Origin of the sequence: Pseudoalteromonas sp. S3260 (genome assembly GCF_005886925.1) — a bacterium.
Taxonomy (GTDB): Bacteria; Pseudomonadota; Gammaproteobacteria; order Enterobacterales; family Alteromonadaceae; genus Pseudoalteromonas; species Pseudoalteromonas tetraodonis.
On the sequence record NZ_PNCV01000079.1, the window covers coordinates 1 to 18,078 of the forward strand.

An 18,078-nucleotide genomic window follows, 5' to 3' on the forward strand; every position below is an offset into this window, starting at 1 on the left:
AACCTTGGGGGCTAAGTAAAAACCAAGCAACAAAGAGTAAATCGCCCCTAGGCAGAACCCTTCGGGCAGCGCCTGTTTGGCATTGATGCTGCGTTATCGCCTATTTATGGGGAATACCACACCACATAGGCGCTGCCTTGCCTAAATACCAAACAGACTGCTGCAAATTAAACCTTGAAAGGTCAACAGACCCTAATACCAAGCAGTATTTGTTTGGCAAACATCTTGCAATTAATTGGGAAAAGGGAGTTAGCTATGAGTGACTTTAAGCGTGGCCAAAGAGCCAAGCAGCCTAACCATATCCCTCTGCGTGGCTGGTGGGATATTGCAAAGCGAATAGTAAAACAAATGAGCCGTGATAATTTATCTTTAGTGGCGGCTGGCGTGGCATTTTATGCGTTACTGGCTATTTTTCCCGCCATTGCGGCATTGGTGTCTGTGTATGCTTATTTTGCATCACCGAATGATATTAGTGTGTATTTAAGTCAGTTTATGGCGTTATTACCACAAAGCACTCAAGAAATTATTTTATCTCAAGTTTCAAGTCTTGCGCAAAAGTCACAAACTAGTTTAAGCCTTAGTGCGCTGGGTACTTTACTGTTAACTATCTGGAGTAGCTCTAAGGGCAGCCAAGCGTTGATCACAGCATGTAATATTAGTTATCACGAATACGAAAAACGCTCATTTTTAAAGGCGCAACTTGTGCGTTTGTTATTTTCAGTGGGTGCAATTGTGGTGGCTGTAATAGCACTGGTAATTATAGGTATATTACCGCTAGCGCTTAATTTACTCGGAATTAAAGAGAGTATTGATTTTTTAATCATGCTTATATCATGGCCGTTGCTGGCATTGACCTTTAACTTTGCATTATTAATTTTATACCGTTATGCGCCTCACAGAAAAGCAGCTAAATGGCGCTGGGTTACCGTGGGCTCATTCACCGCCACCGTATTATGGATTGTGGCATCTTTTGGCTTTTCATTTTATGTATCTCATTTTGCTAGTTACAACGAAACATATGGCTCTTTAGGTGGAGTGGTTATTATGCTTATGTGGCTATTTATTAGCGCTTATATCATTATTTTGGGAGCCACAATCAATGCTGCGTTAGAGCAGCAAACCGCTCAAGACAGCACCATTGGACCAGATGAAAAAAGAGGGCAGCGAGGTGCGTATGTAGCAGACCACCTCGACACAAAATAACCAGTATTAGGGCTAAATGACTTTTATTTCAAACTAATTACTTGATTTGTTGTTATCAGCTGCATAAACGAGGCTTTGTGCAGCGGCTTTGAAAACAAATAGCCTTGGCCATAATCACAACCGGCCTCAAGTAATAAATCCATTTGTAATTTTGTTTCTATGCCTTCGGCAATTACTTTTAAACCAAGCTGGTGAGCCATCATAATAATTGCTTCACATAAGGCCAGCTCTTGGCTGTTTTTTTGAATATTATCAACAAAGCGTTTATCGATTTTTAGGTAGTCGGTATCCATTTCTTGTAAGTAAGCAAGCGATGAGTAACCGGTGCCAAAGTCATCAAGGGCCAATTGCATCCCTGACTTAACCAAGGCTTTTAGGCGGCTTTGGGTCAGTTCTTCAGGATTAACCATCAAGCCTTCGGTAATTTCTGCCACAATACTCGATGCAGGTAAATTTGCTGTCTCAAGCATGCCATACCAATCGTCTATACCACTGTCTGTGGTTGCGAGCTGCACCGGCGATACGTTAATGCTTATTTGAAATTCATCTTGAATGTGTTTTTTAATATCATTAAGTGTTTGCAGTGCTTCAGTAAATACAAATTGACCGAGCGCATTTATTTGTCTAGTTTCTTCAGCTAAGGGAATAAAGTCAGCGGGGCTGATCAGGCCTTTTTCTGGGTGTTGCCATCGAATAAGCCCCTCAGCTTTATGAACGTGTAAATCATCAAGCGATACGATAGGCTGGTAATACAATTCAAACTGTTCTAGTTCTATAGCTGAGCGAAGATCTTTGAGTAGTTGCATTCTTGCGTTTGCATCTTCACGCATATCATGTGAGAAGAACTCAAAGCCATTGCGGCCGCTATTTTTTGCTTTATACATAGCTTGGTCAGCGGCTTTAAGTAATTGCTCTGGATTTTGGCCATCATCTGGCGCGCAGGCAATACCAATACTGGCACTGATATACACTTTTTCATCTTCAATAAAAATAGTGGAGGCAAGGCTAAGTAGCAGTGATTTTGCTATTTTTTTGATGTTATCGCTGCCATGTAAATCACTAAATACAACAACAAACTCGTCTCCGCCAATTCGTGCTACAAAGTCAGCCTCTTTGGCCGTTTGCACAATTCGCTCCGACACTAACTTAAGTAATCTATCGCCGTAATGGTGGCCCAATGTGTCGTTAATATCTTTAAAATGATCAATATCTAATAGCATAATGACCAGTTTTTGATCTGCATTGGTAAGGTTTGCGAATCGTTGGTTTAAGCGCTCTTTTAGTTCTAATCGATTAGGCAAATCGGTTAAATGATCAAAGTGCGCTTGTCGCCAAATTAATTCATCTGCTTGTTTTTTCTCGGTTAGGTCGGTAAAAATAGCAATACGACTAGTCGGGGCTTTATTTTTATCGTAAATAGTATCGATGGTTAACCATTCAACATACAGCTCGCCATTTTTACGACGATTGGTTATTTCACCTTGCCAACGCCCTGTTTTATTGAGCGATTGCCACATGTAATTATAAAACTGCTTATCGTGTTTACCCGATGATAAAATACTCACCGTTTTATTGAGTACTTCTTTTCGAGAATACAAAGTTGTTTCACAAAATGCAGGGTTCACATCATAAATAACGCCATTTTCATCTGTGATTGCCATGCCTTCACTGCTGTTGTTGTAAACTAATGACGCTAAATGCAACGATTCTTGATTTTGCTTTCGTTGTGTGATGTTACTAATAACGATAATAAACTCATCGGCTTTTTTCATTGGGCTAATTTTAGCTTCATAAAACTGATTGTCTTGTTCTTGTTCAAGCTCAACAGTGACAGGGGCGTTCAGGGGTATTAAGTACCCTTGCACTTGTTTTAAATTAGCATCAGAGAATAAACACGATAATTTTTTAGGGGGTGTTGAATGGCTATAATTTAACGATTTAGTACGTCCACCGGTATCAAGAATATTGCCATTGACATCTACGCGTAAAAAAGCATCGGGTAATGCATTAAGCAGGCTATTGAGCTCGTCATGCTTATGTTTAAGGGATGCTTCAGCCGTTAAGCGAGTTTCGGCCATGTATTTAAAACGATGGTAAAGTCTATTTAGCTCAGGACTATTGGGCTGCTCATCGTCATGAGGCATATTACCGGCCGCTAAGCGGTTAACCGCCTGCGTTAGACTTTTAACCGGATTTAAAATGCTTTTATTGACCAGTCGTCTAGCTAATACAGCTAAAAGAAGAATGGTCATTAAAAATCCTAAAACCATTTTTACAAAGTTAATATCTATCCGCTCAAGTGTTTTATCTATTGGTTGAGTAATATAAATAGAGAGCTTATTGTCATTGCCATCTCGATAGAGAGTCGTTTGATGAAAAACTCTACGGATACCATCTTTTCCTTTAAAAATGACACCTGCTTGTAAATTATGTTCTAAATCAAACTCTTCCAATTTATAACCTAATCTATCGGCTGAAAAAGGGGAGTTGGCTAAAATAAGATTATTAGAGTCAGTGATGGCGACTCGAACTTCTGTCGGTAAATTCAAGCTATTAAGTGCCGAGCTCCACCAGTCTAAAGCAATTACAGTTACTATCACGCCTTCAATATCATTGTTTTCATTAAGAATAGGGGAAGCAAAGTTAATGCTCTGGGCTTCAAGGCTGCGATCGTGCTGGAAATGGCCAATACTAAACTCTTTACTGGCGAGTGCGTTTTTAAAGTAGGGACGATCACTAACGTTGATATTAGGGGCATCATTATTTGAGGAACAAATTAAATCGCCGTCTTTGTTTACTAAACCAATATTCGCGATATTGCCATTGAGTGCCTTAACATCTAAAAAATACGAAGGGCAGCGAGAAGATAAAGACTTAATGTCTTTCTGCTTTTTTGCTAAAAACTCAGTAATATGCTCTACATCATTAATCATGCTTTGCTGCTTGATAATTAGGTACTCAGTGATAGAGCGCACTTTTTTCTCGTGCTCTTTAATAGCCGCGTCACGACTAAACCACAAGGTTACTAAAATGACAGCAGCTACAGGCATGCAAATTAGCATAAGTAGTCGATAAAGCTGATGTTTTAATGATGCAGTAAAAATAATCGTATCCAAATAAATATAGGGTAAAACTCTAACCAATAATTCTACCATAAATAACCTTTAATGTACTAAGGTTATATCGCAAATATTAAATTTACTTTTATTGTATATAACTGAAATTTATTAATTAATTTTCGGGTAAAGTCATAATAATAAATTAATATTTTATACTTTTACTTAACCTATTTTAGGCAAAAAAAAATGAAAATAACCAAAGTACTAACTGCTTATGCTACCCAAGATGGGGATGGTGTTAATATTCGTCGTATTCCAGGATTTGATGGTAAATATTTAGATCCATTTTTAATGATAGATGAGCTTAAATCTGACGATGAAATTGATTATATTGGTGGCTTTCCTCCTCATCCTCATAGGGGGATCGAAACCTTTACCTATATTTTAAAAGGCGGGTTTGAACATCAAGACCAAATGGGTAACAAAAAGGCGATTCGTGCGGGTGACGTACAATGGATGAGTACCGGTAGCGGTGTTATGCACAGTGAAATGCCACTTGCTGATGCTGAAAAAGGCTTACATGGCTTTCAAATTTGGCTCAATATGCCAAGTGCTCAAAAAATGCGTGAGCCTCAATACCAAGATACCACAGAGCAACCAGTACCGAGTTTTACTAATCAACAAGGTGTTTCACTTAAAGCCTTAGCAGGGACATGGCAATTTGAATCACACCAATTGGCTGCAAGCTTACAAAATTTAGCTGCTAATGGCGCTATAGCCGATGTAGTTTTGCCTGCGGGTGAAGGGCTTAATTTACCGGCTTTAAAACAGCAAAAAGTAATGATTTATATTTATACAGGCTCATTAATATCTCAGACAGGTGACGTGTTTAATGCGGGTAAGTTACTTATATTAGAACCATTGAGTGACATTGCATTACAGGCACAGAAAGCGGCGGGGGTTCTTATTTTAGCAGGCGATCCACTTAACCAGCCAATTGCGCATATGGGACCTTTTGTAATGACCACCGAGGCTGAAATTCGCCAGGCTGTTAGCGATTATCAAAATGGTTTTTTTGGCTCATTGTCGTGATAAATCGATGCGCGAATGACTTTTAAGCAAGTAGCTTTAATAACCAAGTGTATTTTTTTATCGTGTTAGCATCACCTTTAGCAGACTCAACTACAGCGCCAGCTGCAAACGCACTGGCGAGCCCCACTTTTGTTGCTGCAAAGCGTTTGGCTCTGTATTTTATAGCTGCAAGATGCTGACGTTTTAGTTCTGATCGCATAACAACTTCTTTATCTAGCTGTTGCACGCGAGCGTTCGGTGAGTTGATCAAATAATTGATTAACATAATAGTGTGTGCCTTATAATTTAAGCAGCTGCCTTAGGCCATTTAGCGTTTTAGTAAAGCCAATTTTTTTGCTTAGATAAACGGCGTTTCGCCACAGCCAAACTAAGCATAAAATTTGTAGGCTGATCACCATTGCAATGCTCAGCCAGATAGAGCTAAACAGATCAAAGGTGGCAAAGCCTACAATACCTAAAAACCCCACCCACAGTAACACCAAGCCACTGGCAAAACATCCTAGTAGAATGGTGATCAGTGCTAAGGATCTTAGCGATAGCTTCCACTCTGCTATTGCCAGCTGATGTGTCAACTTTCCTTGTTGATGATAATCATCCTTGAGCTGCGCTGCATAGTCAGCAAGCTTAGCAACGTGATCTTGCCAGTCATCGGCGTGTTTTGCCGATGACGGCGAATCTGTCCCTTGTGATTCACTTGGTGTTGAGTGTTGGTTTTGCATTAGTATTACTTACGACGAAACAGTGCTGTAACTAACATACCAGCAGCAAACGCCAGACCCGCCGTTGCTAATGGGTTTTCTGATGCGAGTTGACGCGTTTTAGACGAACACTCTGCTAGTTTCTCACGAGCGGCTAACTGCTTTTCATTAAGCGTTTCAGCTGAGCTGCTTGCGCCTTTACGAACGCCACTTTCTGCCGCCGCCGCTTTGCTTGATAATGCATCAACTGCGTCATGCGCTGCTGATGTCGCTTTATCTGTTAGCGGTGCTTCAATCTCTTGTTTTGCATCAATAGGAGTTTTGCTCTTCGTTGCCGTAGCCATAATCAATCCTTAATAGTTTTTTAAAGTAATTATTTAGATGCAATGATTAAACCAGTCTTTAACCTGTTGTTTTATATGAATTGTATTTTATTTACGAATTTTGAGTGGGTTTATAACTGTAACTATTGCGACAATAGTTTGTAATTTTTACAAACTAGGACGTGTTGAGCATTCGAGATTGATTTTTTTCTTTGTCCACTCGATTCCAAACCTCGCGACACGATTAAACCGCATCTAGTTTGAACAGACTCTAATTCACAAAGGTCAGCAGGGCTCAAATAAATTGTAATTATTCACTGTTTATTTATTAAGCAAATAATGCCAACAAGCTAATAAAAAGAACGATAAAAAATTTTTTACTGGCTGATCAGATTTTTTATTAAACAATTCAACCGCTTTAATCGGAGCCTTATTTTTTCAGGCTTCGCGGGGTGCTAAAGCTGGGTGACTTACTTGACAAAAAGGCTTGTCAAGCCCTAAACTGGAGCACTGTGGTAAAAAGTGGTGTTTAGTGGATCAAACTGGATCGGGTTAATCAAAAAGTTGATTAAAATAAATTTACAATAGGCTTTTTATGTTTCGTGGCGCAAGTTCACTGAGTTTGGATGATAAAGGACGTTTTGCGGTACCGACTAAGTACCGAGATACGCTATTGTCTGAAGATCAGGGAACGGTAATTTGCACCGTTGCACTCAATGAGCCTTGCCTTTGGTTATACCCTCTTGCTGAATGGTTAGAAATAGAAAGCCGTTTAGCAAAAATATCTAATATGAATCCTAGAGCACGACGGATGCAACGTATGTTGTTAGGTAATGCGACAGAGTATCAGCTTGATAAAAACGGTCGAATTTTGTTGGCGCCTTCATTGCGCTCACATGCAGAACTTGGCAAAAAAATTATGCTGGTGGGTTTAATGAATAAATTTGAAATTTGGGATGAAGCACGTTGGCACGAGCAAATGCGCCAAGACACTGAGCTTGAAAGGCTCGGTGATTTTGAACCGAATGACGATTTAGATAACTTCACCCTCTAGCAGCAAAATAAAAGGCAAATAACAGCTAATGACAGCGCAATTTGAACACGTATCCGTATTGATGGACGAAACCATAGATGCACTTGCAATTAAGCCAGACGGCATATACATGGATGGTACCTTTGGACGTGGCGGACATTCAGGGCAAATATTAGCGCGCTTAGGTGAAAGCGGTCGTTTGCAGGCCATTGACCAAGATCCACAAGCGATAAAGTCTGCTGAAAAGTTTGCTGATGATCCACGTTTTTCAATTGCTCATTCTCGTTTTTCAAAGTTATACGAGGTAGCTGAGCAAAACGATCTTATTGGTCAGGTTGATGGCATTTTACTTGATATTGGTGTGTCGTCGCCGCAGCTAGATGACGCAGCGCGTGGCTTTAGCTTTATGAAAGATGGTCCGCTCGATATGAGAATGGATCCAAGTACAGGTCGCAGCGCAGCGCAGTGGTTAGCTGAGTCTGAATTAGATGACATTACTCATGTGATCAAAAAGCTAGGTGAAGAAAAATTTGGTAAACGCATTGCGCACAAAATTTTAGAAGTGCGTGAACACACGCCAATCACTACCACTAAGCAGCTCGCTGATTTAGTCGATGAAGCCGTACCGGTGAAAGATAAGTTTAAACACCCTGCAACGCGGACTTTCCAGGCTATTCGTATTTATATCAATAGCGAATTAGAGGAAATTCAAACGGCATTACAAGCGGCGATTAAAGTTCTTAAGCCGGGTGGTCGCTTAGTGGTTATTTCGTTTCATTCTTTAGAAGATCGCATTGTTAAACAATTTATTAAAAAACAGAGTAAGGGAGAAGCGATACCCAGAGGTCTGCCTTTAACCGACGCACAAATAAATAAAAATCTGACGTTAAAAGCAGTGGGTAAAGCTATTAAACCAAGTGCTGATGAAGTGGCGCGTAATCCACGCTCTCGCAGCTCAGTGCTAAGGATCGCACAGAGGTTGGGATGAGTAAAAAAGCGAGCTATCGCCAACCCAATTTATTTCTTGAAATAATTAAAGGCCTAGGTGCGAACAAGATCACCTTGGCCTTGTTGGTTGTGATATTCGCATCAAGCTTGAGTGTAGTGCAGGTAACTCATCTCTCTCGAGCGCAATTAATTGAGCAAGATTCGTTGCTCCAAGAGCGTGACGAATTGGATTTAGAATGGCGTTATTTTTTAGTGGAAGAAGAGTTTTATTCACAACATGCGCGCATTGAAGAAGTGGCAACGTCACAACTCGAAATGAAGCGGCCAACCAGCCAAGATGAGCAGGTAATTATATTACAATGAGAATGCGAGGCAAAAAACCAGTCAATAACCTAATCGCATGGCGCTTTATTTTAGTGTGCGCGGTGATTTTTTTAGTGTTTGTGACCTTGGTATCGCGTGCTGCGTACTTGCAAGTAATTGAACCTGATAAAGCGCGCTCTGAAAGCGATAAACGTACGGTACGGATTGAAAAACTGCATGTGCAACGCGGGATGATTTTCGATCGTAACGGTAAAGAGCTTGCCGTTAGTGTGCCTGTGGTAAGCGTGTATGCAGATCCTAAAGCTCTGCATAAATCACTGGTTAGTAAAGTACTTAGGCAAGCACGCAAAAATGGTGAAGATCAGCAAACGCTTCGTGAAAATGTTGCTGAGTTAAATAAGCGTACCGCCCTGTATTATAAAAATGATTTACGCTGGCGTGAATTGGCTGATGTGTTGCGCATTGAGCCTAGTAAAATTAACACGCGATTACTTGATGATCCTACTCGTCGCTTTGTGTATTTAAAACGCCAAGTGACTCCCGCTGTGGCTAATTACATCGGTGATTTACGCCTACCTGGTATTCATTTATTAGATGAATCAAAACGTTATTACCCTGCTGGTGAAGTAAGTGCGCATGTTATTGGGTTTACCAATATTGATGGTAAAGGCATTGAGGGCATAGAAAAGCTTTATGAAAACGCGTTAACCGGTGAAGAAGGTCGCCGTACCATTCGCAAAGATGCGCAAGGGCGTGAAGTTGAAGTACTTGATGAGCGCGAGCGAGTAGAGCCTGAAAGCATTCAGCTAAGTATTGATCAGCGAATTCAAGCCATTGCCTATAAAGCAGTTAAATCAGCGGTATTAACTTATAAAGCGACCTCAGGTTCTGCCATGGTAGTAGATGTTAAAACCGGTGAAGTCTTGGCCATGGTCAATAGCCCATCATTTAATCCTAACAACTTAAGCGGGGCGGCTCCTCATAAACGTCGTAACCGCGCTATTACCGATTTGTTTGAACCCGGCTCAACTGTTAAGCCTCTAGCCATTTTAGCTGGATTAGACTACGGCACAATCCAACCGGATGACAAAGTTGATACCTACCCAGGCTGGATGCGCTTAGGAGGCAGCTTAGTACAAGATACCCGTAATCATGGCGAAATGACGCTGCGCGAAATTTTAAAATACTCCAGTAATATGGGAGTAACCAAAATAAGCCAAACAGTACCCAAAGAGTACTTTGTGGGCCTGTATCAAAAAGTGGGGTTTGGCAGTGATAGTGGTACTGGCATGGTAGGCGAAAGTAGTGGCTTATTTTACCCTAATCGCCGTTGGTCAGATCACGAAATTGCAGCGCTCTCGTTTGGTTACAATATTGCCGTGAGTACCGCGCAAATGGCACGTTTTTACGCCATGTTAGGGGCAGGCGGGGTTAATCGTCCGCTTACTGTACTAAAGCAAGATTCTATACCTGAAGGTGAGCGTGTCTTTCAACAAGAAGATGTTGAAGCCGTTGTCCATATGATGGAAAGCGTATTTGAAGAAGGCGGTACCGCACGCCGCGTTAAAGTGGATGGTTACCGTGCTGCTGGTAAAACAGGCACCTCTAAAAAAGCCGCCGCAGGGGGCTATGGTGACGAATATGTGGGTTATTTTGCGGGTGTTGCCCCTGCGAGTAACCCGCGATTAGCCGTTGTGGTATTAATCAACGAGCCCGGTGGAGATGTTTATTATGGCGGCGCAACGGCAGGTCCAGCGTTTGCAGAAATAATCTCTAATTCATTAAGAATTTTAAACGTTGCCCCAGACAAAGACTCGGTGGCATACGTGAAGGGCAAAGATGATGGTGCGTGATTTACACACAATTTTAAAACATTTAGAAATAGATGCAGCACGTTTAATGGTAAACGAGCTGCGTTTAGATAGCCGCGATGTAAAACCAGGTGATGTGTTTGTGGCGATAAAAGGGCACCAGTTAGATGGTGGGCACTTTATTAGTAAAGCAATTGAAAATGGTGCCAGTGCAATTATTGCCGACAGACTGTGTGAATTTGAAAGTGATTTTGAGCCGCTTTATTTAGTCTCAGAATTGAATAAGAAACTGCCTGTATTGGCGAGTCAATTTTACCAACAACCGAGCAAGCACTTAGATTTAGTTGGCGTAACGGGCACCAATGGTAAATCGACTACCACAGCAATGATTGCTCATTTAGCGCAATTTTGTCATACCCAAGCCGCTATTATTGGCACTTTAGGCTACGGCCATCCAGATAACTTAACACCACTGCAAAATACTACGCCTTCAGCAGTCGATTTACAGCGTATTTTAAGCGACTTAAAAAATGAGCAACACCAATTGGTTGCTATGGAAGTGTCATCGCATGGTTTGGTACAGCACCGTGTTGATCAATGCCATTTTAAAGCCGCTGTGTTTACTAACTTGTCGCGCGATCACTTAGATTACCATGGCGATATGCAAAGCTATGGTGATGCTAAATTGATGCTGTTTCGTGATTTTGATGCTGATCATGTCATTCTTAATCAGGATGACGGACAAGCAGAACAATGGATTGAAAAATACAGCTTTAATAGTCTTATTTGTTATGGCCGTAAAAACTTAGCCCCTAAAAATGCACAGTTTGTATATTTTTCAGATGTTCAGTATTCAGCAACCGGTATTTCGGCGCAATTAACTACTAGCTGGGGTGATGTTGCCATAAAATCACCGCTGTTTGGAGAATTTAACCTTTATAATCTAACGGCTGCGTTAGCAACGCTATTAGCGCTAGGCTATCCATTAACACAGTTAGTAGCAGGATGTGAGTATTTACAGCCGGTAGCCGGCAGGATGCAAGCATTTACAGCGCCAAGTATGCCTACTTGCGTTGTTGATTACGCGCATACGCCAGATGCGTTGGCTTTAGCCTTACAAGCGCTGCAGCAACATGTACCAGGTGGCGTGAGTTGTGTGTTTGGTTGTGGCGGCGACAGAGATAAAGGAAAGCGTGTACTAATGGCACAAGCTGCTGAGCAGTTTGCAGACAAAGTGATCATTACCAGTGATAACCCACGCTCTGAAGACCCTAATGACATTATTAATGGTGTAGCTGCGGGATTAGAGCATCCAGAAAACGCTCATTTAGAGGCCGAACGCGGTGCCGCGATACAATTTGCTATAGATAACGCAAAAGCCGGTGAGGTTATTTTAATTGCCGGTAAAGGGCATGAAGACTATCAAATTATAGGCGATACACGCATCGATTTTTGCGACCGTCAATTTGTACAACAACAATTAAAAAAAGCAGTAAGAGGGTCTCAAGCATGATCCCAATGGATTTTGATTGGCTAGCTAATGTGCTAGCAACCGATTATCAAGGTGATAATCGCAAGGTGATAAATATAAACACCGATACCCGTACTTTGTGTGATGGTGAAGTGTTTTTGGCGCTTAAGGGCCCAAATTTTGATGGTCATAAATTTATTGAACAAGCAAAACAAAAAGGCGCTATAGGCGTGATTGTCGATCACGCTGTTGATACCGATATTGCTCAATTTGTAGTTGCCGATACCCGTATTGCATTAGGCACAATTGGTACAGCAGTGATGGCGCAAGTTGCACCTAAAACTATCGCTATTACTGGCAGCGTAGGTAAAACCACAGTTAAAGAAATGTGTGCCGCTATTTTATCAAGTAAAGGGGATGTATTAGCCACTAAAGGTAATTTTAATAACGACATTGGCGTACCGTTAACTTTACTCAGATTAGAGCCACAACATCGCTTTGCGGTTATTGAATTAGGCGCTAACCACATAGGTGAAATTGCGTACACCACCGCGATGACCAAACCGGATGTAGCTGTGGTGTGTAATGTTGCTGCTGCCCACTTGGAAGGCTTTGGTAGCCTGCAGGGTGTGGCACAAGCAAAAGGCGAAATTTACGACGGATTAAAAGAGGATGGCATCGCCATCGTCAATTGCGATAGTGACTTTAGTCAATATTGGCTTGATAAGTTAGCAACGCGCAATATTAAATGTTTTTCGAGTAGTGAAAAGCTCGATATTTGGGCTGAAGACATCAGCCTAGATGCACAAGCTCGCGCAAGCTTTACTTTGTGCACCAAGCAACACAGTGTGCCGGTTAAGTTAGCACTGCCAGGTAAACATAATATTAGTAACGCGCTTATTGCTGCGGCGTTAACCAGTGAGTTTGACGTGTCACTTGAGGAAATTGCCAGCGCGTTAGCGACCATGGGTGAAGTTAAAGGACGGGTTAACCTAATTGAAGCCAGTGATTCACTCACTATTATTGATGATACCTATAATGCCAACGTAAAGTCGGTGAAAGCTGCGATTGATTTACTTAGTGATATTCAAGGTCATCGTATTTTGGCACTCGGTGATATGGGTGAACTTGGCGAAGATGCACGTAAATATCATCAAGAAGTCGGTGAATACGCATTAGCGCAAGGCATTGATGAGTTATTTACACTCGGAGTATTAAGTAAATGTGCCAGTGATGTATTTGGGCTGCCAAATCGCCATTTCTCTAATCGTGAGCAAATGCTGCAGCAAATTCAAAATAGCATTAGCAAAGTAGATAAAAAAATTACCCTTGTCGTGAAAGGATCACGCAGTTCTCGCATGGAGCTTTTAGTAACCGATTTAGTTAATGGCCAGCAACAAGCCATCAATGGAGTATCATCATGTTAGTTTGGCTGGCTGAGTATTTAACTCAATATTATAGTGGCTTTAATGTTTTTTCGTATTTAACCCTGCGTGCCATTTTAGGTATTTTAACTGCATTGATGATGTCGTTGTATTTTGGTCCTAAGTTAATTCGTGCGCTGCAACGCATGCAAATAGGGCAAACAGTACGTGATGATGGTCCGCAATCGCACCTATCTAAATCGGGTACACCGACCATGGGTGGCTTACTTATTTTAGGGGCTATTTTTACCAGCACATTATTATGGGCAGACTTGTCTAATAAATACGTATGGGCCACTTTATTTGTAATTGGCTCATTAGGTATTGTGGGCTTTATTGATGATTACCGTAAGGTGATCCGTAAAGATCCAAAAGGACTTATTGCAAAGTGGAAATACTTTTGGCAATCGGTAATTGCACTGGTTGTAGCCACTGCGCTTTACATGAGCAGCACACAAGCGACAGAAACATCTCTTGTTGTGCCATTTTTTAAAGATGTACTGCCACAGCTGGGGTTGTTTTATATCGTGATCACCTACTTTGCGTTGGTGGGCACGTCAAACGCGGTTAATTTAACCGACGGTCTAGACGGTTTAGCCATTGTACCTACTATTTTAGTGGCTGCAGCACTGGCCATTATTGCTTACTTAACGGGTAATATTAATTTTTCGGCTTATTTGCATATTCCGCATTTACCACTGGCGAGTGAGTTGGTTGTGGTATGTACCGCTATTGTAGGGGCTGGGTTAGGTTTTTTATGGTTTAACACGTATCCGGCGCAAGTATTTATGGGCGATGTAGGCTCATTAGCACTGGGTGGTGCATTGGGGATTATTGCCGTACTTGTTCGCCAAGAGCTGTTACTGATTATTATGGGGGGCGTGTTTGTAATGGAAGCGCTATCGGTAATTTTACAAGTTGGCTCTTACAAATTACGTGGGCAACGCATTTTTAGAATGGCGCCTATTCATCACCATTACGAACTTAAAGGTTGGCCGGAGCCACGCGTTATTGTGCGCTTTTGGATAATTTCTATTGTGCTGGTACTCGCTGGCCTTGCGACATTAAAGATCCGATAAATGCAGTATTTAAACGAGATAAAAAATAAACACATAACAGTGCTCGGACTCGGTGTAACCGGTCTGGGCATTGTGCGTTTTTTATTATCTCAATCAATACAGCCTTATGTGGTCGATAGCAGAGAGAATCCGCCAGGTGTTGATTGGCTCAATCAGCACGCACCTCAATTAAAAACTCACTTTGGTGACTTAGAAAATGCGGCGCTCAGTGCTTGCGATATGATTATTATTAGTCCCGGGCTGGGCTTAAAAAACCCTGCGGTTGCGAAGGCAATTAACGCAGGCGTTGAAGTGATTGGTGATGTTGAGTTATTTGCGCGCATTAATAGCAAACCAGTCGTTGCTGTAACAGGCTCAAATGGCAAATCAACCGTAGTAACACTTGCCTACGAAGTATTAAAAACCGCAGGTTATAAAGTGGCACTCGGTGGCAACATTGGCACAGCGGTACTGGATTTGCTTGACGGTGACTTTGATGTATTTGTATTGGAGCTATCAAGTTTTCAGCTTGATACCACACGCAGCCTAAAAACCACCAGTGCAACCGTGCTTAATATTTCAGAAGATCATCTCGATCGTTATGATAGTTACCAAGCCTACATAGATTCAAAATTAAGTATTTATAACGGTGCTGAACACTTAGTGATTAATGCTGACGATAAGCAAACACACCCTGTGAGTCGCACGTTAGCACCACAACTGAGTTTTGGTGAAACACAAGGCAATTACCACTTAGCACAGCACAATAACGAAGCGCACTTTATGGTAAAGGACGAAGCTTATTTACCAGTAAGTGCTTTAGCCGTTGTGGGTAAGCATAACTATTTAAATACCTTGGCAGTGATGGCATTACTCAGCCCATTTGCAATTACTAAGGCGCACTACAAAACCGCATTATCTCAATTTAATGGCTTAGCGCACCGTTGTCAGTTTGTGGGTGAGTTTAATGGCGTTAAATACTTTAACGACTCTAAAGCCACCAACGTAGGCGCAACAGTGGCGGCAATAGATAGTTTAGCGGGTAAGCACAAAAACCTAGTGGTGATTGCTGGTGGTGATGCTAAAGGTGCTGATTTAGAGGTGTTAAAGCCTTATATTGAAAAGCATGTAAAAGCGCTGATTTGTTTTGGTAAAGATGCCAAAGATTTAGTGGCACTCAGTGCTAAAGGCCATTTAACCAATAATATGTCTGAGGCTGTGGCGCTTGCAAAGCAATTAAGTAAATCGGGCGATACCGTTTTACTCGCACCTGCCTGTGCCAGCATTGATATGTATAACAATTATATGCAACGCGGCGATGATTTTGTGCAATGTGTATTGCAGGGGCAGTCATGATTGCTTTTGCGGATATTAAAGAGGCTCTCACCCCTAAACCTTCAGCGCAGCTTTATGATGTGCCACTGCTTTATTGCATGCTAATGCTGATTGGTGTGGGCTTTGTGATGGTAACCAGTGCCTCAATGCCGACAGCCGATAGACTGTTTGGTAATATTTATCATTTTACTATCCGCCATGGCATTTTTTTAGGGCTATCGTTTTGTTTATTTTGCATTAGTACTCAAGTACCTATGTCGTGGTGGAAAAAAGCTAACCCCTATTTATTACTAATCGGTTTAGTACTGTTATTAGTGGTACTTATTGTAGGACGTGAAGTCAATGGTTCGACCCGCTGGATACCCGTAGGACCGTTTAATATTCAAGCCTCGGAGCTCGCTAAGTTGTTCTTCTTTAGTTATATCGCAGGCTACTTAGTACGTAAGCGCAATGAAGTTCAAGAAAACATAAAAGGCTTTGCTAAACCCATAGCGGTATTTGCAGTTTATGCAGCACTTATTTTAATGCAGCCCGATTTAGGGACTGTGGTGGTGATGTTTGTTACTACGGTTGGTTTGTTGTTTTTAGCCGGTGCCAAGCTTTGGCAGTTTTTTGCACTTATTTTAACCGGTATTGCGCTAGTGGTTGGGCTTATTGTGTTAGAGCCATATCGTATGGCGCGTGTGGTTGGCTTTTTAGAACCTTGGGATGACCCTTTTGGCAAAGGCTACCAATTAGTGCAATCACTAATGGCTTATAGTCAAGGCGATTGGTTTGGCCAAGGCCTAGGAAACAGCGTACAAAAATTACAATATTTACCAGAAGCGCACACCGACTTTATTTTTGCTGTTATTGCTGAAGAGTTAGGTTTTATGGGGGTGCTGAGTATTTTAATGGTACTCGGTACTTTAGTATTTAGAGCTTTACTCATTGGCCAAAACGCGCTTAAAAACGGCAAAGAATATGAAGGCTACTTAGCCTTAGCAATTGGTATTTGGTTTGCGTTTCAAACTATGGTGAATGTGGGCGCCAGTGCCGGTATTTTACCAACCAAAGGATTAACCTTGCCGTTTATTTCTTATGGTGGCTCAAGTTTATTAATGATGACCATAGCAACCGGTATTTTATTGCGTGTAGATTTTGAGACCAAGATGGCAACGAAACAAGCCACGTCAGGTGGAGCTAAGCGATGAGTAAAAAAATAGTCGTTGTAGCAGGGGGCACAGGTGGACATATTTTTCCAGGGATTGCCGTTGCTGATTATCTCAAACAGCAAGGTTGGCAAGTTAGCTGGATAGGTACCCCAGATAGAATGGAAGCCAGTGTCGTGCCCAAGCACAACATAGAAATTGATTTTATTGACGTAAAAGGCGTGCGAGGGAATGGTTTAAAACGCCTTATTAAAGCGCCATTCATGGTTATTAATGCAATATTGCAGGCGCGTAAGGTATTAAAACAACAACGCCCTGATGTCGTTTTAGCAATGGGGGGGTATGTAACTGGCCCAACAGGTATTGCGGCAAAAAGCCTGGGTATTCCTTTGGTGATTCACGAACAAAATGCCGTAGCAGGCATGAGTAATAGGTGGTTGGCTAAATGTGCTAATCGCGTGTTAGCGGCTTTCCCCAGTGCTTTTGCCAATGGCAAAGCAGAGCTGGTAGGTAATCCTGTACGCCAGAGCGTGGTTGATATACCTAAGCGCGAAGTAAACAGCCCTATAAATATTTTAGTGGTGGGTGGTTCGTTAGGTGCGCAAGTACTTAACCAAACACTACCTGAAGCATTTAAGCGCTTAAATGATACTTGTGCCATTAATATTTGGCATCAAACCGGTAAAGGGCACCTTGCTAGTGTAAGTGAAAGTTACCAGCAGCAACAAATGGGCAATGAGCAAGTGACCGTTGCTGAATTTATTGATGATATGGATACCGCTTATAGCTGGGCAGATATTGTGATTTGTCGTGCGGGTGCGCTTACGGTAAGTGAAATTGCCGCAGCGGGTAAAATGGCGGTATTTGTGCCGTTTCCACACGCGGTTGATGACCATCAAACAGCCAATGCACAGTATTTAGTAATGGCAGAAGGGGCGTTATTAATGCCACAAGGGCAATTTAATCAGCGCAGTATTGTTGAACTTTTAAGCCCCTATTTAGCCGAACCTTTATTAATAACTAAAATGGCAGGCAAAGCAAAACAGCAAGCTATTTTAGATGCCACAGCAAGCGTAGCGATGCACTGTGAGCAAGTAACAAATAAGAGAACATAAGTGAAACAAACATTAGCAAAAGAAAAATATACA

The 18,078-nt window shown here is 41.7% G+C and carries 16 protein-coding genes; 12 read left to right on the top strand and 4 right to left on the bottom strand.

Annotated features, from left to right (window positions below; genetic code table 11):
* Positions 1-255 precede the first annotated feature (255 nt).
* Entirely contained in the window at positions 256-1,203 is a 948-nt protein-coding gene (locus tag CWC14_RS13420; RefSeq protein WP_076922448.1) for a YihY/virulence factor BrkB family protein, read from the top strand.
* A 23-nt stretch (positions 1,204-1,226) separates the two neighbouring features.
* Here the strand turns inward: CWC14_RS13420 and CWC14_RS13425 are convergent, their stop codons facing one another.
* Entirely contained in the window at positions 1,227-4,265 is a 3,039-nt protein-coding gene (locus CWC14_RS13425) for a bifunctional diguanylate cyclase/phosphodiesterase (RefSeq protein ID WP_138563357.1), read from the bottom strand.
* Between the two features lie 243 nt (positions 4,266-4,508).
* Between CWC14_RS13425 and CWC14_RS13430 the strand changes: the two genes are divergently transcribed.
* Positions 4,509-5,354, top strand: coding sequence for a pirin family protein (locus CWC14_RS13430; RefSeq protein ID WP_138563335.1), 846 nt, complete (start codon positions 4,509-4,511; stop codon positions 5,352-5,354).
* A gap of 22 nt (positions 5,355-5,376) precedes the next feature.
* Here the strand turns inward: CWC14_RS13430 and CWC14_RS13435 are convergent, their stop codons facing one another.
* The 3 genes from CWC14_RS13435 to CWC14_RS13445 are packed head-to-tail and all read right to left on the bottom strand — an operon-like array spanning position 5,377 to position 6,396.
* A complete protein-coding gene (locus CWC14_RS13435) occupies positions 5,377-5,619 on the bottom strand; it encodes a hypothetical protein (RefSeq protein ID WP_008110702.1) in 243 nt (80 codons plus the stop codon).
* Positions 5,620-5,632: 13 nt separating this feature from the next.
* Complete coding sequence (locus CWC14_RS13440) at positions 5,633-6,073, bottom strand: hypothetical protein (protein WP_138563337.1); 441 nt, start codon at positions 6,071-6,073, stop codon at positions 5,633-5,635.
* A 5-nt stretch (positions 6,074-6,078) separates the two neighbouring features.
* A complete protein-coding gene (locus CWC14_RS13445; protein WP_008110700.1) occupies positions 6,079-6,396 on the bottom strand; it encodes a hypothetical protein in 318 nt (105 codons plus the stop codon).
* 574 nt (positions 6,397-6,970) lie between these two features.
* Between CWC14_RS13445 and mraZ the strand changes: the two genes are divergently transcribed.
* From mraZ to murG, 10 genes are read left to right on the top strand one after another with little or no spacing between them, the layout of a single operon-like run.
* The gene (gene mraZ / locus CWC14_RS13450; protein ID WP_008110699.1) at positions 6,971-7,429 is read left to right on the top strand and encodes a division/cell wall cluster transcriptional repressor MraZ; all 459 of its coding nucleotides are present in this window, start codon (positions 6,971-6,973) and stop codon (positions 7,427-7,429) included.
* A 28-nt stretch (positions 7,430-7,457) separates the two neighbouring features.
* A complete protein-coding gene (rsmH, locus tag CWC14_RS13455) occupies positions 7,458-8,396 on the top strand; it encodes a 16S rRNA (cytosine(1402)-N(4))-methyltransferase RsmH (protein ID WP_138563339.1) in 939 nt (312 codons plus the stop codon).
* On the top strand, positions 8,393-8,719 hold the full coding sequence (gene ftsL / locus CWC14_RS13460; RefSeq protein WP_008110697.1) for a cell division protein FtsL: 327 nt from the start codon (positions 8,393-8,395) through the stop codon (positions 8,717-8,719). The genes rsmH and ftsL overlap by 4 nt, the downstream gene beginning before the upstream one ends.
* Positions 8,716-10,533, top strand: a complete 1,818-nt coding sequence (locus tag CWC14_RS13465) for a penicillin-binding transpeptidase domain-containing protein (protein WP_138563341.1) — start codon at positions 8,716-8,718, stop codon at positions 10,531-10,533. The genes ftsL and CWC14_RS13465 overlap by 4 nt, the downstream gene beginning before the upstream one ends.
* Complete coding sequence (murE, locus tag CWC14_RS13470) at positions 10,526-12,004, top strand: UDP-N-acetylmuramoyl-L-alanyl-D-glutamate--2,6-diaminopimelate ligase (protein ID WP_171036853.1); 1,479 nt, start codon at positions 10,526-10,528, stop codon at positions 12,002-12,004. The genes CWC14_RS13465 and murE overlap by 8 nt, the downstream gene beginning before the upstream one ends.
* Positions 12,001-13,389: a UDP-N-acetylmuramoyl-tripeptide--D-alanyl-D-alanine ligase gene (locus CWC14_RS13475; RefSeq protein WP_036981322.1), complete on the top strand. Its 1,389-nt coding sequence runs from the start codon at positions 12,001-12,003 to the stop codon at positions 13,387-13,389. Before murE ends, CWC14_RS13475 begins: the two co-directional genes overlap by 4 nt.
* Entirely contained in the window at positions 13,383-14,465 is a 1,083-nt protein-coding gene (gene mraY, locus CWC14_RS13480) for a phospho-N-acetylmuramoyl-pentapeptide-transferase (RefSeq protein WP_008110692.1), read from the top strand. Before CWC14_RS13475 ends, mraY begins: the two co-directional genes overlap by 7 nt.
* Positions 14,466-15,800 (top strand): UDP-N-acetylmuramoyl-L-alanine--D-glutamate ligase, encoded by a 1,335-nt coding sequence (murD, locus tag CWC14_RS13485; protein ID WP_138563343.1) that lies wholly within the window; start codon positions 14,466-14,468, stop codon positions 15,798-15,800. It abuts the gene before it with no gap.
* Positions 15,797-16,972, top strand: a complete 1,176-nt coding sequence (gene ftsW / locus CWC14_RS13490; RefSeq protein WP_008465286.1) for a cell division protein FtsW — start codon at positions 15,797-15,799, stop codon at positions 16,970-16,972. The genes murD and ftsW overlap by 4 nt, the downstream gene beginning before the upstream one ends.
* Complete coding sequence (murG, locus tag CWC14_RS13495; protein WP_138563345.1) at positions 16,969-18,045, top strand: undecaprenyldiphospho-muramoylpentapeptide beta-N-acetylglucosaminyltransferase; 1,077 nt, start codon at positions 16,969-16,971, stop codon at positions 18,043-18,045. The genes ftsW and murG overlap by 4 nt, the downstream gene beginning before the upstream one ends.
* The last annotated feature ends 33 nt before the right edge of the window (positions 18,046-18,078 follow it).